The organism is Vibrio maritimus (genome assembly GCF_021441885.1).
Classification (GTDB): domain Bacteria; phylum Pseudomonadota; class Gammaproteobacteria; order Enterobacterales; family Vibrionaceae; genus Vibrio; species Vibrio maritimus_B.
In genome coordinates this window covers 2,737,752-2,753,226 of the sequence record NZ_CP090438.1, presented here as the reverse complement: position 1 = coordinate 2,753,226, position 15,475 = coordinate 2,737,752, and the positions used below count along the sequence as shown (strand labels likewise).

Here is a 15,475-nt window from a genome sequence, read left to right as displayed (position 1 = left end):
TTACAAGATTACTGTTTTGTTTCCGTAGACGAATACGTGATCGTTAACCACTTTATTGAGCGCCTTAGATAGGACATTCTTCTCTACGTCACGACCTGCTTGTGCCATATCAGCAGCGCTGAAGTTGTGGTCGACAGGAATAACGTCTTGCTTAATGATCGGACCTTCATCCAAGTCGTTGGTAACAAAGTGAGCGGTCGCACCAATGATCTTAACGCCGCGATCATACGCTTGCTGATAAGGTTTCGCGCCGATAAAGGCAGGCAAGAAACTGTGGTGGATGTTAATGATCTTGTGATGGTACTTCTCAACGAAAGTCGGCGTCAGTACGCGCATGTACTTAGCTAACACTAGGTAGTCTGCTTCGTATTGGTCAATGGCTTCCAACATTTTTGCTTCGTGCTCTTCGCGGCTAAGACCTTCGTGAGACACACAGTGATACGGAATATCAAACTTCTCTGTTAATCCCTGGAGGATGTCGTAGTTGCCGATAACTGCCGCGATCTCGACGTCTAGGCTGCCATCGAAGTTTTTCATCAGGATATCACCAAGACAATGTGCTTCTTTGGTCACTAAGATCACGATGCGTTTACGAGATGAATCTACCAGTCTGCGTTTAGTGCCTTCAGGAAGGGCGTGGTCTAGGTCTGCTAAGAAGGTCTCGTCATTGAAGTAACCTTCAAGCTCGGTACGCATAAAGAAATGACCGCTGGTGTTATCCACAAATTCGTTGTTGTGAATAATGTTTAGCTGGTGTTTGTAACAGATGTTAGTGATCTTTGAGATCAAACCTGGCGCATCGTTGCAATGCGTCAATAAGGTCTTCTTTTCCATGATTTACTGCTTCCGTGAAAATGTCATTCATACCTCGTGGTCACTCAAACTATTTATTTGGTGTGTCAGTGATTATGCAACTCAATGAAAGGCATTGGAGGTTTGCTCACTCGAGGATTTAATCTTTGCTGCGTGTTATTAAGGTTGTACGCAATATAACCGACATTATTAATCTATTCTGAGCAAGGTTTCAACAAAAGAAGTCTGCCGCGCTAGTGACAAAGGCTCTAGCAAGCCAGATTTCGATGTAATCTAGCAGCCCTAACCCCTATCAAATCGGTTTTTTAACTGCTGTTGGTTTGGGTATACTACCCCCATTCTTTATTAGCAGTGGTACCAAATGGGTTCACGAACAATCACCAAAGCGTTTGCCTCTGATGGTGCGCTAGGGCAGGTCATACCGGGGTTTCAACCACGCCAACCGCAGCTGGATATGGCGAATGCCGTTGATGAAGCTATTGAGCATCAAACGCAGCTGGTTGTCGAGGCGGGCACAGGTACGGGTAAGACATTTGCTTATCTCGTTCCTGCGTTACTGAGTGGAAAAAAGACGATCATCAGTACCGGCTCGAAAAACCTGCAGGAGCAGCTGTTCCACCGAGATCTGCCTTTGATGGTTGAAGCTTTGGGCTTTCATGGAAAAGTGTCACTGCTGAAAGGTCGTTCTAACTATTTGTGTTTGGATAGGCTGAGTCGACAAATGGTCGAAAGCCACACTACTGAAACGCAAACTGATCTGCTTTCCCAACTGGTTAAAGTGCGAACCTGGTCTTCGGAGACCAAGTCAGGCGATTTAGGTGAGTGCGATGCCATTGCTGAAGACAGCCCAATCATTCCGACCATTACCTCAACCAATGACAATTGCCTAGGCAAAGAGTGTCCGAGTTACGAGGATTGCTTTGTACTCAAGGCAAGAAGGCGAGCGCTTGATTCTGATGTTGTGGTCGTGAACCATCACTTGTTTATGGCGGACTTGGCGATCAAAGAGACTGGCTTTGGTGAACTGATACCAGAAGCTGACGTGTTTATCTTCGATGAAGCTCACCAGATCCCTGATATTGCTAGTCAGTACTTTGGACAATCAGTTTCTAGCCGACAGATCCAAGATCTGTGTAAGGACATTGAGATAGGCTATCGCACTGAAGCGAGAGATATGCGTCAACTGCAAAAAGCAGGGGAACGTCTCTCTCAAGCAGCGATGGATATGAGAATTGTGCTTGGTGATACCGGTTTTCGCGGTAACTGGCGAGATGCAATCGCTTCGCCAAGTATTAAGCGTGAGATGGAAAGACTCACAGATGCTTTGGACTTCGTGATTGATGTACTCAAGCTTGCCCTTGGCCGTAGTCAACTTCTCGATACTGCATTTGAGCGCGCGAACCTCGTAAAGGGCAGAATCGAGCGAGTCTGTGATGTGACGATTACCGGCTACTCCTACTGGTATGACACATCACCGCGCCATTTCAGTTTGCATATCACCCCTTTAACGGTGGCCGATAAGTTTCATGAGCAGGTTGAGATGAAAGGGGGCGCTTGGATATTTACCTCCGCCACACTCGCTGTATCGGATGATTTTGGTCACTTCACCTCTCGATTGGGCTTGGTGCCCAAACAGCAGTTTTCATTACCAAGTCCGTTTGATTATCCAAGCCAAGCAAGGCTCTGTGTGCCTCGTTACTTGCCAGAGCCAAACAGTAATGGTCTGGCTGATAAGCTGGTGAGAATGCTTACCCCTGTTATTGAGCAAAACCAAGGGCGCTGTTTCTTTTTGTGCACGTCGCACAGCATGATGCGGGAGCTTGGGGAGAAGTTCCGAGAGACACTATCACTGCCAGTATTATTGCAGGGGGAAACCAGTAAGCAGAAAACCCTGGCTGAGTTTATGGAGCTTGGGAACGCCTTGCTGGTGGCAACAGGGGCGTTCTGGGAAGGAATAGATGTTAGAGGTGACACCTTGAGCTGTGTTATCATCGACAAATTACCGTTTACCGCACCGGATGATCCGTTACTTAAAGCACGGATCGAGGATTGTAAACTGCAAGGGGGAGACCCATTTCAGCAGGTTCAGATCCCCGATGCGGTGATTACGCTCAAGCAGGGCGTTGGACGTTTGATACGCGATCAAAAAGATCGTGGCGCACTGATTATTTGCGATAACCGATTAGTGACCAGAGACTATGGAGCGACCTTCTTATCCAGTCTCCCGCCGATTCCCCGTACTCGAGACTTGGGTGTGATTAAAACGTTTTTAGCACAAGGCGAAGCACCGAGTGCAGCAGAAGAACAAATTGAGAAATAAATGACTTACAAAATCTTAGCTATCGATACCGCAACAGAAAACTGCTCAGTAGCGCTTCTAGTTGGCGACAAGACATACTCACGCAGTGAACTCGCGCCGCGCGACCACACTAAGAAAGTACTGCCAATGGTAGATGAACTGCTGAAAGAGGCAGATCTAACCTTGACTGATCTTGATGCGCTTGCGTTTGCACGTGGTCCAGGTAGCTTTACTGGTGTGCGTATTTGTATTGGTATCGCGCAAGGTTTGGGTTTTGGTGCAGATCTGCCGATGATCGGCATTTCGACATTAAAAGCGATGGCGCAAGGGGCCTATCGTATCGCCCAAGCAACTAACGTAGCGAGTGCTATCGATGCACGTATGAACGAAGTGTATTGGGGTCGTTTTGAGCGTCTAGAGTCAGGAGATTGGCAAGAGGTCGATCAAGAGCAAGTCATTCCGCCGAGTGTTCTTGTCGAAAATATCGTGGCAGACGAGCATACATGGACAACCGCTGGTACAGGTTGGGATGCATACTCAGAACCACTATCAACACTGGCGATCACCACTCAAGCTTCAGAGGTTCTCTACCCAGAGGCACAGGATATTGCTTATCTCGCTCAGTTCGAGTTAGCAAAGGGCAACACAGTCCCAGCTGAAGAAGCTAGCCCAGTTTATTTGCGTGATACTGTTGCATGGAAAAAGCTGCCAGGCAGAGAGTAACGAAGGAGAGGGCTAGTCCACAGCACTAGCCCAACTTGATTATGGTCTCGATTAACGGCTTACCTTCCATACCCAATCAGCGCAAGACACAGAAAGCCAATGCAAAAAAGGCAGTGTCAAAAGCGTCTACATCTCAATCTTCGCAGTCAACCAGCCAATCGACGCAGGTCACGAAAGTGGCGCAAGCGGTCGCGCATTCAGTAAAGCATTTATCCGATGCTGACATGGCAAAGGCTCAGGTTCAGTATGATCTCCCGGAGGGTCGATCGAAAAAGGCTCTGGAAGAGTATATGAATGTTATGAATCGAGCCAAAAGAGAGGAACTCGAACAGTTGCTTGGTGTCGATATCTATATATGATAATAAGAGTTATTTGCTTTAACTGTAACTTGCTTTAATTAAGGTATCCCCATTTATGAAAACACTCCTGAAACTCAGTAGTATTGTGGCGTTAAGTGCCATTTTGAGTGCCTGTGGCAGCCTTCCTGACACCTTAGCGACCAACAACGAGAATGTGGTTGCTACTTATCAAGGTGTCCTTGATACCAATGACAAGACCGAGGTGCGTTTGGGTGGAGTGATAGACACGGTAAAAAATCTCGCCGATAGAACTCGCATCGAAGTTGTTAACCTACCTATTGACAAGTATGGCAAGCCAGATATTAGTGAAGAGCCAAATGGACGCTTCATTGCCTATGTAGACGGGTTTGTTGACCCTATCACCTACGCGCAAGGGCGTTTAGTCACCTTTGGCGGTTACAAAGATGGTATGGAGCGCGGGCGCATTGGCGAATATGAAGGTGACTTCCCGGTTATTAATGCCTATGGTAATTACCTGTGGCGAGTTGAAGAACGCTTAATCATTAATCGCGACTTTGGCAGCTATGGGTCATGCTGGGGCTACTATTGCGATGGTTTCTATTATCACAGCGGACCAAGCACTGGTCGAGTGATCAAAGAGGTTAAATAGGATTGGATTCCACCTTTAAAGAAAAATCGCTCAAGATAGACGACAGGACGATAGCCTACCTTGAACGCGAAGCCAGAAAAACGACCGCCAAGACGGTCGTTTTTATTCATGGTTGGATGGACAATGCGGCCAGTTTTCATGCTTTACTTGCGCTGATTGAGAAACAATCGCCCGATTGGCGTGTTGTCGCCATAGACTTACCTGGGCATGGACACTCTTCCCACAAGAGTCCGCATCATTTCTATAACTTTCACGACTATATTGATGATCTTCACCGCATATTGATTAAACTTCACGCAGTCGATGTGTTTCTAGTGGGGCATTCACTTGGTGCATTGATCGCAAGTTGCTATAGTGCTGCCTTTCCTGAAAAAGTCTCAGGTTTAGTTCAAATCGAAGCGCATATCCCTTTATCTGAATCACCTCAGCTAAGTGCTGAACGCTTAAGAAAAGGCATTGAAAGCCGCGAGCGCTGGCGTGGTAAAACCGCTAAAGCTATTCCTTCGAAACAAGACGCGATTAACATGCGGATCAGAGCAACAAAACTTTCTGAGTCTGCCGTGTTGCCGATCGTAGAGCGCGATCTTCGTTGTGAGCAGGGTAAATGGTATTGGCGTCATGACAGCAAGCTCAAATGCGAGTCTGTCTATCGAATGGCGGAGCAGAATGCCCTGGCGATCGTCGATGCTATTCAAACACCTCACTTGGTGATTTTGGGCGAGCGCGGTTATGCCTATCTTCAACATAAAGAGCGTTTAGCGATGTTGCCCAAAGCACAAATTGAGTGGGTAGCGGGTGACCATCATTGTCATCTTGAGTCGCCAGAAAGTGTATTTGAACTAATACTTGGACTAGTTAACAAAAATTAAACAAGTGTTTGAGTCTTTCGTGCGCTAACTGGTCTGCTGTGTTGTAATAGCAGGAATAATAAAACATTCATAGTCCCATAAAGTGTTAACAATATTTTAAAACAACACTGAAATCTGCCTACGGCTATGAAACGGAAGAGTGACCTTACACGCAAGGAGTAGAATTGTGGATAAACCTTGGCTTTCTCGATACCCAAGTGACGTGCCTGAGCACATCAATCCGGATCAGTACCCTTCTCTAGTTGAGATGTTCGAACAGTCGGTTCATAAATTTGCAGACCAACCTGCGTTTGTGAACATGGGCTCAGTCATGACGTTCCGTAAGTTGGAAGAGCGTAGCCGAGCGTTTGCGGCGTACCTGCAAAATGAACTCAAGTTGCAAAAAGGCGATCGCGTTGCGATCATGATGCCAAACTTGCTGCAATACCCAATTGCGCTATTTGGTGTGCTTAGAGCCGGCCTTATTGCGGTCAACGTAAACCCACTTTATACCCCTCGTGAACTAGAGCATCAGCTGAATGATGCCGATGCGAAAGCTATCGTTATCGTGTCTAACTTTGCTAACACTCTAGAGCAGGTTGTAGATAAGACGCCGATCAAGCACGTGGTGCTGACCAGCCTAGGACAAATGCTGCCAACAGCGAAAGGGACGATTGTTGATTTCGTTGTGAAGTACGTAAAGGGCATGGTGCCTAAGTACGACTTACCAGGCGCGATTTCTTTTAAGAAGGCACTCCATAAAGGTCGCCGCCTACAATACGTCAAGCCCTTTATGACGGGTGATGATATTGCGTTTTTGCAATATACCGGTGGTACGACAGGTGTCGCTAAAGGCGCGATCCTGACTCATCGCAATATGATTGCCAACGTGATGCAGGCGAAGGGCATGTATGCGCCAGTATTGTATGAAGGACGTGAGTTTGTAGTAACGGCACTGCCGCTCTATCACGTATTTGCACTTACAGTGAACTGTCTGCTGTTCATTGAAATGGGTGGTCAAAACCTACTGATTACCAACCCACGTGACATTCCAGGCTTTGTGAAAGAGCTACAAAAATACCCATTCACTGCGATAACCGGGGTAAACACCCTGTTTAATGCTTTGCTTAACAATGAAGATTTCCATGAGTTGGATTTCCGTGGACTAAGGCTGGCAGTGGGCGGTGGTATGGCGGTTCAACGTGCCGTTGCTGAGCAGTGGAAGAAAACCACTGGCTGTTTGCTTTTAGAAGGTTATGGTCTAACGGAGTGCTCGCCTCTCGTTGCCGCTTATCCACATGATTTAGTTGAATATAACGGGTCAATTGGTCTTCCTGTTCCTTCTACAGAAGTACGTATTGTTGATGAAGAAGGCAATCCAGTTGAGGGCGATGGTAAAGGCGAACTCCAGGTTCGTGGCCCTCAGGTGATGCAAGGCTATTGGCAGCGTGCGGAAGCGACCAAAGAGGTGATCAATCAAGAGGGTTGGCTATCAACAGGTGATATTGTTGAGTTCGACGACGAAGGATTTTTGCATATCGTCGACCGCAAGAAAGATATGATTTTGGTGTCGGGCTTCAACGTTTATCCAAATGAAATTGAAGACGTTGTTGCCTTGAATGACAAGGTACTCGAGGTCGCAGCGATTGGTGAGGCGAACGAAGCCTCGGGTGAGATCGTTAAGATTTTCATCGTTAAGAAAGACAACTCTCTGACGAAAGAAGAGGTCATCGAGCATTGTCGTCAACACTTGACGGGCTATAAGATCCCGAAACGCGTTGAATTTAGAGAAGATCTGCCAAAAACCAACGTTGGTAAGATTCTACGTCGCGTGTTGCGCGAAGAAAACGATGCAAAACTGATGAAAACCTCAGAGAAGACAGTTTAAGTTAACGTTTGATTACAATCAGTGCTAAAATGCCAGCCCGCAAAGCTGGCATTTTTTATAAAGAGAGATTGAGTGGAATTCCAAATAGTAACAGAGTTTGCCGAGCTAGAGTCGGTATGCAGCAAGGCTCGAGAATCCGATGTCGTGATGTTGGACACTGAGTTTGTGCGCATTCGTACTTACTACCCAAAGCTTGGATTGATTCAGCTTTATGACGGCGAACAGTTGTCACTTATTGACCCACTTACTATCAGTGATTTCACCCCTTTCATCGAGCTCTTGAAGGACACGTCAGTATTAAAGGTTCTGCACGCTTGCGGCGAAGACCTTGAGGTGTTCGCGAACAGCTTTGATTGCATGCCTTACCCAATGGTGGATACGCAGATCATGGCCGCATTTCTTGGTCACGGTTTATCAACGGGCTTTGCTACTCTTGTTCAAGAGTATCTTGATGTTGAGCTTGATAAGAGTGAATCGCGTGCCGATTGGGTAGCCCGTCCACTGACTGACAAGCAGCTCGATTACGCTGCGGCGGACGTGTACTACCTGTGGCCACTGTACTTTAAGCTATTTGCTAAAGTGGAAGCCAAAGAGTGGTGGGAAGCGGCTCAGCAAGAGTCTGATTTGCTGATGCAAAAGCGCGGCAAAACTCCGAACCCTGAGAAAGCCTATCTAGATATCAAAGGCGCGTGGCAGCTCAAGCGAAAGCAGCTCGCTGTACTGAAACCGCTGGCGACATGGCGCTTCAATGAAGCACTTAAACGTGACTTAGCTTTGAACTTCATTATCAAAGAACAAGAGCTATGGACGGTAGCACGTCATGGCCTGAAAAAGCCAAAACAGATGGAGCAAGAGGGCATCGACCCTAGAGCTATTCGTCGTCATGGTGAACGTATTGCCGCTATCGTCAAGCGTGCGCAGCAAACGCCAGAAGAAGATTATCCAGAGAAAATTGAACGCTTGATGGATTTCCCAAGCTACAAGCAAGTGTTTAAAAAGCTGAAAGACGAAGTGAAGAAGGCGGCTCAGCACAGCGGATTAGCGACAGAGTTTTTAGCGTCCAAAAAGCAGCTTAACCAATACCTTTCTTGGGTTTGGAAGCATCAGCGCGATCCAGCCAAGCTTCCAGATGTGATGCAAGGGTGGCGTCTTGAGCTGTTTGGTCGTCAGCTAGACCAGGTTATGGATGTATAGACTCAGCTAAAAGAAGAAAGGCTCGCGATTGCGAGCCTTTTTTGCATTACTTTTCGTCTTCTGGAAGCTGCACGTTGAGCTCAAGAACCGAAATGTCATCGTCTTTATGTTCGAATGACAAATCCACCATAGACGGATCAACATCGACATATTTCGCGATCACCTTAAGGATATCTTCCTTTAACTGCGGTAAGTAAGACGGAGAAGGCGAGCCTTCACTGCGTCTCTCTGCAACGATGATTTGCAAACGTTCTTTTGCTAGGTTTGCTGAGGTCTTCTTCTGTGGGCGGAAAAACTCAAGTAGAGACATAGCTTACCCCCCGAATAGACGTTTGAAGATACCTTTCTTCTGCTCTGTTAAGAAGCGGAAGTCGACTTGCTCACCGAGTAGACGATCAACGGTGTCTGAGTACGCCATACCTGCATCAGACTCATCATCAAAAATGACTGGCACACCTTTGTTAGAGGCATTGAGTACCGCTTGGCTTTCTGGAATAACACCAAGCAGTGAAATGTGTAGGATCTCTTCCACGTCTTCGACAGACAGCATTTCGCCTTGTGTTACTCGTGCAGGGTTGTAACGAGTTAACAATAGGTGCTGTTTAACCGGCTCTTTGCCTTCTTCAGCGCGGCGAGACTTCGAGTCTAGGATGCCAAGAATGCGGTCTGAGTCGCGAACCGAGGAGACTTCTGGGTTGGTGGTTACAATCGCTTCGTCCGCGAAGTACAGCGCCATCAATGCACCTTGCTCAATACCTGCAGGTGAATCACAGATTACGAAGTCAAAACCCATTTCATCGAGATCGTCCAATACACGACGTACACCGTCTTTGGTCAGCGCATCTTTATCACGAGTTTGTGAGGCAGGTAGGATGAACAGATTATCAGTACGCTTATCTTTGATAAGTGCTTGATTTAGCGTTGCTTCGCCATTGATAACATTGACAAAATCGTAAACCACGCGACGTTCACAACCCATGATAAGGTCTAGGTTACGAAGACCGATATCGAAGTCGATAACGGCCGTTTTCTTGCCTTTTAGTGCCAGTCCTGACGCGATTGCCGCGCTCGAGGTCGTCTTACCTACGCCGCCTTTACCCGACGTTACCACAATAATGCGTGCCATTAATTGTTTTCCTTTAAATTCTAAATCGTGAGGATCTCGAAATCGAGTTGGTCATCGGTCATACCGAATAGCACCTTTTTACCCCAGTATTCACGTTCAATCTGATCGCTGAGCCAGTAGTTTCCTGCTATGGAGACTAGTTCAGCTTGTAAGTCGCTGCAGAGAATTTTTGCATCGCGTGAGCCACTTGCTCCTGCGATTGCTCTGCCTCGTAATGTGCCATGGATATGAATGGTGCCATCGGCGATAACTTCGGCGCCCGCACTCACATGGCTTAATATGACAAGGTCACTGTTTTTAGCATAGATTTGTTGCCCAGATCGAACTGGGTTGCGGACAATTTTGGTTGGTTCCATTTTAGCGGGGGCTTGAGAAGGTGCTTTACTTGCCGTCATGACCGCAAACCCTGCTTCTGACGCGAGGTTTTGCAGGCGCTTATCTTGGCAGCCGGTAACGCCAACAGGAATCATACCTATCTCTTCTACGCCCAGTTTTAGGTCGATAAAGTTAATATCGCCATCTACCTGACTAACATTGATCACCACGGGTGCCGAGGCGAAAAATGTCGGGGCTTGAGAGACTTTTTGTTGTAAAAATTGAACTGCTTTGGAAACATCGTTGTCAGAAAGATGCAACACCGATAAGGTGAAGCTACTGCCTTTCAGATCTGGGGATTGAGACATTGATGATCAAATCCTTGTGCCAATGACATTGCTATTGATTAGGTTATGCCAATGTAAACGTATCTAGAGGTTACTTGGGAATAATCATGTTATATTTCAACATTAGATACAGCAAGCTATCTTGCTCTCAAATGGATAATTAACTCTCAATTTTCCATAAACTAACCGAATTATTTCTTCTACTTGAGAAGATACGTAACGATAAGAGATACAACCATGCTTTGTTCAATCTATAAAAGCACTAAAAAAGACGGGGCATACCTGTACATCGCAAAGAAAGACGACTTTACTCCAGTACCAGAAGCGTTGATGGACATGTTTGGCAGACCTCAGTTTGTCATGGTGGTTAACCTTGCTGGCCGTACGCTGGCGTTGGTCGATGTTGAGAAGGTCAAAACGTCGATTAACGAAGAGGGCTTTTTCTTACAATTACCACCACCGCCAGAAAACTTACTGGATAAATACAAAGAGCAGAAAGCTCAACAGAAATAATCCGACTGCTCAGGGGAGGGCACGGTGAAAAAGATATTGTCACTGATGCTAGGGGCAAGCCTAGCCACAAGCGCAGTCGCGCAACAAAAGGAATCCTTCGAGGAATATGTCGCGGGTCTCAAGCAAGAGGCTCGAGAGCAAGGAATCTCTGAGCAAATCTTAACAGAGGCCTTTGCTGGTGTGGAATATAAGCCCAGAGCGGTGAAAGCCGACCGTAACCAGCCTGAGAAAAGACTGACTTTGGATGAGTACATACCAAGAGCGGTGCCGGATTGGAAAGTGAAGCAAGCGAAAGAGCTTCACAACAAACATTACGCTGAGCTGAAACGCATTGGTGACGAATATGGCGTCCAGCCGCGCTTTATCGTCGCATTGTGGGGCGTTGAAAGTAACTTTGGTCGCTTTACTGGTAACTATCGAGTCATTGATGCGTTATCAACCATGGCGTATGAAGGACGAAGAGAAGCCTTCTTCCGCAGTGAGGCTCTAGCTGCGCTGACCATTCTAGAACAAGGTCATATTGCACCTAAAGACATGAAAGGGTCTTGGGCTGGCGCAATGGGGCAAAGCCAGTTCATGCCGAGTTCGTTCCTGAACTTTGCTGCTGATGGTAATGGCGATGGCAAGAAAGACATCTGGGACAGTGAAGCCGATGTCTTCGCGTCAACCGCTAACTACTTAGCGAAATCTGGCTGGGATGATCAATACACTTGGGGACGACAAGTCAAAGTTCCTAAAGGGTTTTCTCCTGAGCTTCAGGGGCGCGACCCTGAAAAAGGCAAGTTCTTGCAAGAGTGGAGCAAGCTCGGTGTGACACGATACGACGGTCGCCCCTTGCCTCAGCTTGATGAAGACATTAAAGCTTGGCTTATTATGCCTGATGACGAGAATGGTCGAGTTTATTTGGTGTATAACAACTATAACGTGTTGATGAAGTGGAATCGTTCGTATTACTTCGCTTTGGCTGTCAGCCACCTTGCTGACCGAATCGCGATGGATTAACGCTCTCTCTCATTGTACATAAAATGAAAAAGCGCCCATGCACTCAGGCCGCGTGCATGGGCGCTTAGTTTTACTATCTGCTAGCCGGTCACTTTCTCTAAGAAGCTTGCCAGTTCATCAACGGCTTGCCTGTTGGATGACTGAACCGTCACTTCAGTGCCTTTCACTAGCTGCAATGTCTGCAACTTGAACAAATTCTTAGCCGTAGCCGTCTTACCCTTAGACACGATCTCGATATCTTCTGAGTATTTTTTTGCTTCTTTAACGAACTGCGCTGCCGGCCTTGTGTGTAAGCCGCTCTCTGCTGTGATCAATGCGTTTTTCTTATACATGGGGTACATCTCCTCGTTATTCGATTGATTCTCTTCTGAGGTTGTTTGTACCGAACATGCGGTTTGAAATCTGTGACGAAGAAGTAAAGTTGCTAATAGGTAAGAAAGTATCAGTACAAAATGAGAGGGGGTTAACGTTATCTGTATGATTGTAAAGAGGAAAGAGTGTGCGACAAGGGGCGGAGGGATAGTAAGGGAGCGAACTCCCTCACTCATTAAGATTACTTTTTAGCGGTATGAAATTGCTCACAAGCAATCATAGTATTCTCAATCAGACTCGCTACCGTCATTGGGCCAACACCGCCAGGAACTGGAGTAATGAAGCTCGCGTTTTCTTTTGCTACATCGTACTCAACGTCGCCAACCAAGGTGCCATTTTCCAAACGGTTGATACCTACATCGACCACAACAGCGCCTTTCTTGATCCAGTGGCCAGGAACAAAGTTTGGCTTACCAACTGCAACCACGACCACGTCAGCTTGGCGTACATGGCTTTCGAGGTCTTTAGTGAATCGGTGGCATGTCGTCGTAGTGCAGCCTGCTAGCAATAGTTCTAGTGTCATAGGGCGACCCACAATGTTCGATGCACCCACAATCACAGCGTGTTTACCACGAAGTTGAATGTTGTAACGATCAAGGAGAGTGATAATGCCTTTTGGCGTGCACGAGCGTAACTTAGGAATGCGCTGTGCTAATCGACCCACATTATAGGGGTGGAAGCCATCGACATCTTTTTCTGGAATGATGCGCTCTAGTACATGCGTCGTGTCGATACCTGCAGGCAATGGTAGCTGTACCAAGATGCCATCGACTTCAGGGTCATTATTCAGTTCGTCAACAAGGCTCAGAAGCTGTTCTTCTGTTGCGCTAGCAGGCAAGTCGTACGACTTAGACACAAAACCAACTTCTTCACACGCACGGCGTTTGCTACCCACATAAACTTGCGAGGCTGGGTCTTCACCCACTAATACAACCGCTAACCCCGGCGCTCGAAGTCCTGCATCCGTTCTCGCTTTAACACGAGCGGCAACTTCTGAGCGTACAGTTTGAGAAATGAGTTTCCCATCAATGTTTTGAGCAGACATAATTTTCCTTGAGAAAGTTAATTGACTGTTATTTTTGTGTGCATTGTCCCAGAAAACTATTTCAAAAGCTACAACGCAAACGTTTGCATCGGTGGGTTTTTCGTCTTTTGCTGATATGTTGACTTTTTTTTGGGCGTTTAAACCGCTCTAGGCAATAAAGCCATTGATTTACCTCTCCTAACTCGTATAATCCTTTCCCTATAGCGCGCCCTTAGCTCAGCTGGATAGAGCACGTCCCTTCTAAGGATGTGGTCGTAGGTTCGAATCCTACAGGGCGTGCCATTTATTTAGAAAGTCCCGATAATTCAATGAGTTATCGGGACTTTTGCTTTTTAGCGTCACTGTCCCTTTTCACCCCCTTGAGTGGACAGGTATTTGAATTTTGATACCCACGTCGTACTACTCCCTATCCCTAAACTGATAGAAAATACTCCATTCCAGAAGCTCTATAATTCACAAGTTAACTCTGTATACTTAAATATTGCCCAAAGCACATAGTTGAAATGATTTTGTGTGAGTAAGCAAATAATTCCTCCACAACATGAACTCAAATATTTCCACAAGCGACAGAAGAAAGATAAATCAGGTTCAGTTGGAGGAACTGCGTTAGCATGAAGAGTTAATAGTAACCACATGATTTTTATCAACTTTGGCGTGAAGTTACTATGAGTAAGTGCTTGTACATTGTCTTAATCTTTCCTCTCTATACCCATCATTGGATGTTACTCCAGAACGCTCCCTAGGCTTCTTCATTGTTTGGATGGATCGCGGCCTACAAAAGCGATAATCGATTATGTTGCTTTTATTGTATGGTTTGTTTTCATCGGAGACTGAAATCTGCCAGGACTCTATCAATCAATGTCTTTCTCATAAACAGTGAGGAGTATTCAGAGAGATTAAACATGAAAATTTTTAATATTGGCTTATTAGTTATGGCTGTGAACCTGCCAGTCATGGCTCAAGATGGTGTACAAAACGGCAAAGAAATGACGGCTGCTGATGTAGTAGAACAGGTCAAGCAGTACGGAGAATATATAGATTTATTTGCTGAGCAGAAGCGCAGGGGCGAGGAGTTAGACCAAGACAAGGTTAACTTCACTAATGGCGTATCAATGATGTGTATGGTTCTTCATGGTATTCAAGGAGATGAGTTTTACAAGAAAGGACATTTAATTGCAGTGTCTATCAACCAGACCATAAATGGTGTGCCAGAGAATTATATTGAGAACTCTGCGGACACTGCTGCCAATTGGCTCCCTGCATATATGGAGGTGTATAACCTCAACAAAGAGGATGCTGCAAAGTACATGATGAGTGACCTTAGCTGTATGAAGACATTGTAATCATGACGAACAAACTATTGGCACTAATTGCTGTTTTGCTATTCGCCCATCTCGGAACTCAGTTCAAGATGATAGACCAACTGAATTCTATTAGTGGTCGAACTGGTGGATATGACTTAGAAATACTTCAAACACAGAAAAAAATTTATGATTACGTTCGATTCAACCTGTGAGGTTTCATGAGTAAACTCGAGTTACTCAACAGAATCTGTGTACTTCAATTACAAGTTGTTGATGCGGAGGGAGTATAAACGAAGATTACAAAATGAGCTTGAATGCCTGAAGGAGAGGTGTCGAGATACTATCTTGCCTTATATATCAGAATGATTGAAACTAACATGCTAGCTTTTAAACGGAGGAGCTTGCCTTAGCGCCTCTATTGTGGATTGTAGCGATGTTTTTTTAGCATAGTAGCAATAGACTCACCATCAGCAAGATTTCACACAACACTTTTATATATTTCACTTTTCATCCTTATAGGTAGCATAGATTTAACTGCTTCTGTGGCCTTCGAGTCTTGTTAACTGGAGTTCTGCGACGAATTAGTAGATACATGAGCCAACCCAAACAGTGTGCCATTGGCAGTCTTTTAGTTTGGCGAGAGTGTTTGGAATATGAGAAAAGGCTGTGCAGCGGAAGCTCTCAGGGGAGCTTGTTTAATTTTGGTTATCGGCATCA

General features: G+C 46.0%; 16 protein-coding genes and 1 tRNA gene. 11 read left to right on the top strand and 6 right to left on the bottom strand.

Translation table 11 applies throughout. The annotated features are described in order from the left end of the window. Window positions 1-834: a formyltetrahydrofolate deformylase gene (gene purU, locus LY387_RS12605; RefSeq protein WP_234494363.1), complete on the bottom strand. Its 834-nt coding sequence runs from the start codon at window positions 832-834 to the stop codon at window positions 1-3. A gap of 340 nt (window positions 835-1,174) precedes the next feature. On the opposite strand from purU, the gene LY387_RS12600 reads away from it, so the two are divergent. The 7 genes from LY387_RS12600 to rnd all read left to right on the top strand — a co-directional run bounded on the left by LY387_RS12600 (window position 1,175) and on the right by rnd (window position 8,734). Next, the gene (locus tag LY387_RS12600) at window positions 1,175-3,133 is read left to right on the top strand and encodes an ATP-dependent DNA helicase (protein WP_234494362.1); all 1,959 of its coding nucleotides are present in this window, start codon (window positions 1,175-1,177) and stop codon (window positions 3,131-3,133) included. Continuing rightward, the gene (tsaB, locus tag LY387_RS12595; protein ID WP_234494361.1) at window positions 3,134-3,835 is read left to right on the top strand and encodes a tRNA (adenosine(37)-N6)-threonylcarbamoyltransferase complex dimerization subunit type 1 TsaB; all 702 of its coding nucleotides are present in this window, start codon (window positions 3,134-3,136) and stop codon (window positions 3,833-3,835) included. A 41-nt stretch (window positions 3,836-3,876) separates the two neighbouring features. Beyond that, window positions 3,877-4,194: a hypothetical protein gene (locus tag LY387_RS12590; protein WP_042476436.1), complete on the top strand. Its 318-nt coding sequence runs from the start codon at window positions 3,877-3,879 to the stop codon at window positions 4,192-4,194. Window positions 4,195-4,249: 55 nt separating this feature from the next. After that, on the top strand, window positions 4,250-4,804 hold the full coding sequence (locus LY387_RS12585; protein WP_042476439.1) for a Slp family lipoprotein: 555 nt from the start codon (window positions 4,250-4,252) through the stop codon (window positions 4,802-4,804). Between the two features lie 2 nt (window positions 4,805-4,806). Continuing rightward, window positions 4,807-5,673, top strand: coding sequence for an alpha/beta fold hydrolase (locus tag LY387_RS12580; RefSeq protein WP_234494360.1), 867 nt, complete (start codon window positions 4,807-4,809; stop codon window positions 5,671-5,673). Between the two features lie 166 nt (window positions 5,674-5,839). Further along, window positions 5,840-7,540, top strand: a complete 1,701-nt coding sequence (gene fadD / locus LY387_RS12575) for a long-chain-fatty-acid--CoA ligase FadD (RefSeq protein ID WP_234494359.1) — start codon at window positions 5,840-5,842, stop codon at window positions 7,538-7,540. Between the two features lie 72 nt (window positions 7,541-7,612). Next, entirely contained in the window at window positions 7,613-8,734 is a 1,122-nt protein-coding gene (gene rnd, locus LY387_RS12570; protein WP_234494358.1) for a ribonuclease D, read from the top strand. 46 nt (window positions 8,735-8,780) lie between these two features. Here the strand turns inward: rnd and minE are convergent, their stop codons facing one another. Genes minE through minC form a run of 3 tightly spaced genes read right to left on the bottom strand, consistent with a single transcriptional unit; the run spans window position 8,781 to window position 10,543 of the window. Further along, a complete protein-coding gene (minE, locus tag LY387_RS12565; RefSeq protein ID WP_042476441.1) occupies window positions 8,781-9,044 on the bottom strand; it encodes a cell division topological specificity factor MinE in 264 nt (87 codons plus the stop codon). A gap of 3 nt (window positions 9,045-9,047) precedes the next feature. Beyond that, complete coding sequence (gene minD, locus LY387_RS12560; RefSeq protein ID WP_042476445.1) at window positions 9,048-9,860, bottom strand: septum site-determining protein MinD; 813 nt, start codon at window positions 9,858-9,860, stop codon at window positions 9,048-9,050. 20 nt (window positions 9,861-9,880) lie between these two features. Beyond that, window positions 9,881-10,543 carry a septum site-determining protein MinC gene (gene minC, locus LY387_RS12555; RefSeq protein ID WP_234494357.1) on the bottom strand — a complete coding sequence of 221 codons (663 nt, stop codon included), beginning with the start codon at window positions 10,541-10,543 and terminating at the stop codon, window positions 9,881-9,883. A gap of 216 nt (window positions 10,544-10,759) precedes the next feature. Here minC and LY387_RS12550 point away from each other — a divergent pair, with 216 nt between their 5' ends. Together LY387_RS12550 and LY387_RS12545 are read left to right on the top strand one after the other, a co-directional pair. Continuing rightward, entirely contained in the window at window positions 10,760-11,035 is a 276-nt protein-coding gene (locus LY387_RS12550) for a YcgL domain-containing protein (RefSeq protein ID WP_042476452.1), read from the top strand. A 24-nt stretch (window positions 11,036-11,059) separates the two neighbouring features. After that, window positions 11,060-12,037, top strand: a complete 978-nt coding sequence (locus LY387_RS12545; RefSeq protein ID WP_234494356.1) for a lytic murein transglycosylase — start codon at window positions 11,060-11,062, stop codon at window positions 12,035-12,037. An 80-nt stretch (window positions 12,038-12,117) separates the two neighbouring features. On the opposite strand, the gene LY387_RS12540 is transcribed toward LY387_RS12545, so the two are convergent. Together LY387_RS12540 and folD are read right to left on the bottom strand one after the other, a co-directional pair. Continuing rightward, window positions 12,118-12,369 (bottom strand): HPr family phosphocarrier protein, encoded by a 252-nt coding sequence (locus LY387_RS12540; protein WP_234494355.1) that lies wholly within the window; start codon window positions 12,367-12,369, stop codon window positions 12,118-12,120. A gap of 221 nt (window positions 12,370-12,590) precedes the next feature. Further along, window positions 12,591-13,454 (bottom strand): bifunctional methylenetetrahydrofolate dehydrogenase/methenyltetrahydrofolate cyclohydrolase FolD, encoded by an 864-nt coding sequence (folD, locus tag LY387_RS12535; RefSeq protein ID WP_234494354.1) that lies wholly within the window; start codon window positions 13,452-13,454, stop codon window positions 12,591-12,593. A 205-nt stretch (window positions 13,455-13,659) separates the two neighbouring features. Here folD and LY387_RS12530 point away from each other — a divergent pair. Then, window positions 13,660-13,736 (top strand) — tRNA-Arg (locus tag LY387_RS12530). A 620-nt stretch (window positions 13,737-14,356) separates the two neighbouring features. After that, window positions 14,357-14,797 carry a hypothetical protein gene (locus tag LY387_RS12525; protein WP_234494353.1) on the top strand — a complete coding sequence of 147 codons (441 nt, stop codon included), beginning with the start codon at window positions 14,357-14,359 and terminating at the stop codon, window positions 14,795-14,797. Window positions 14,798-15,475 lie beyond the last annotated feature (678 nt).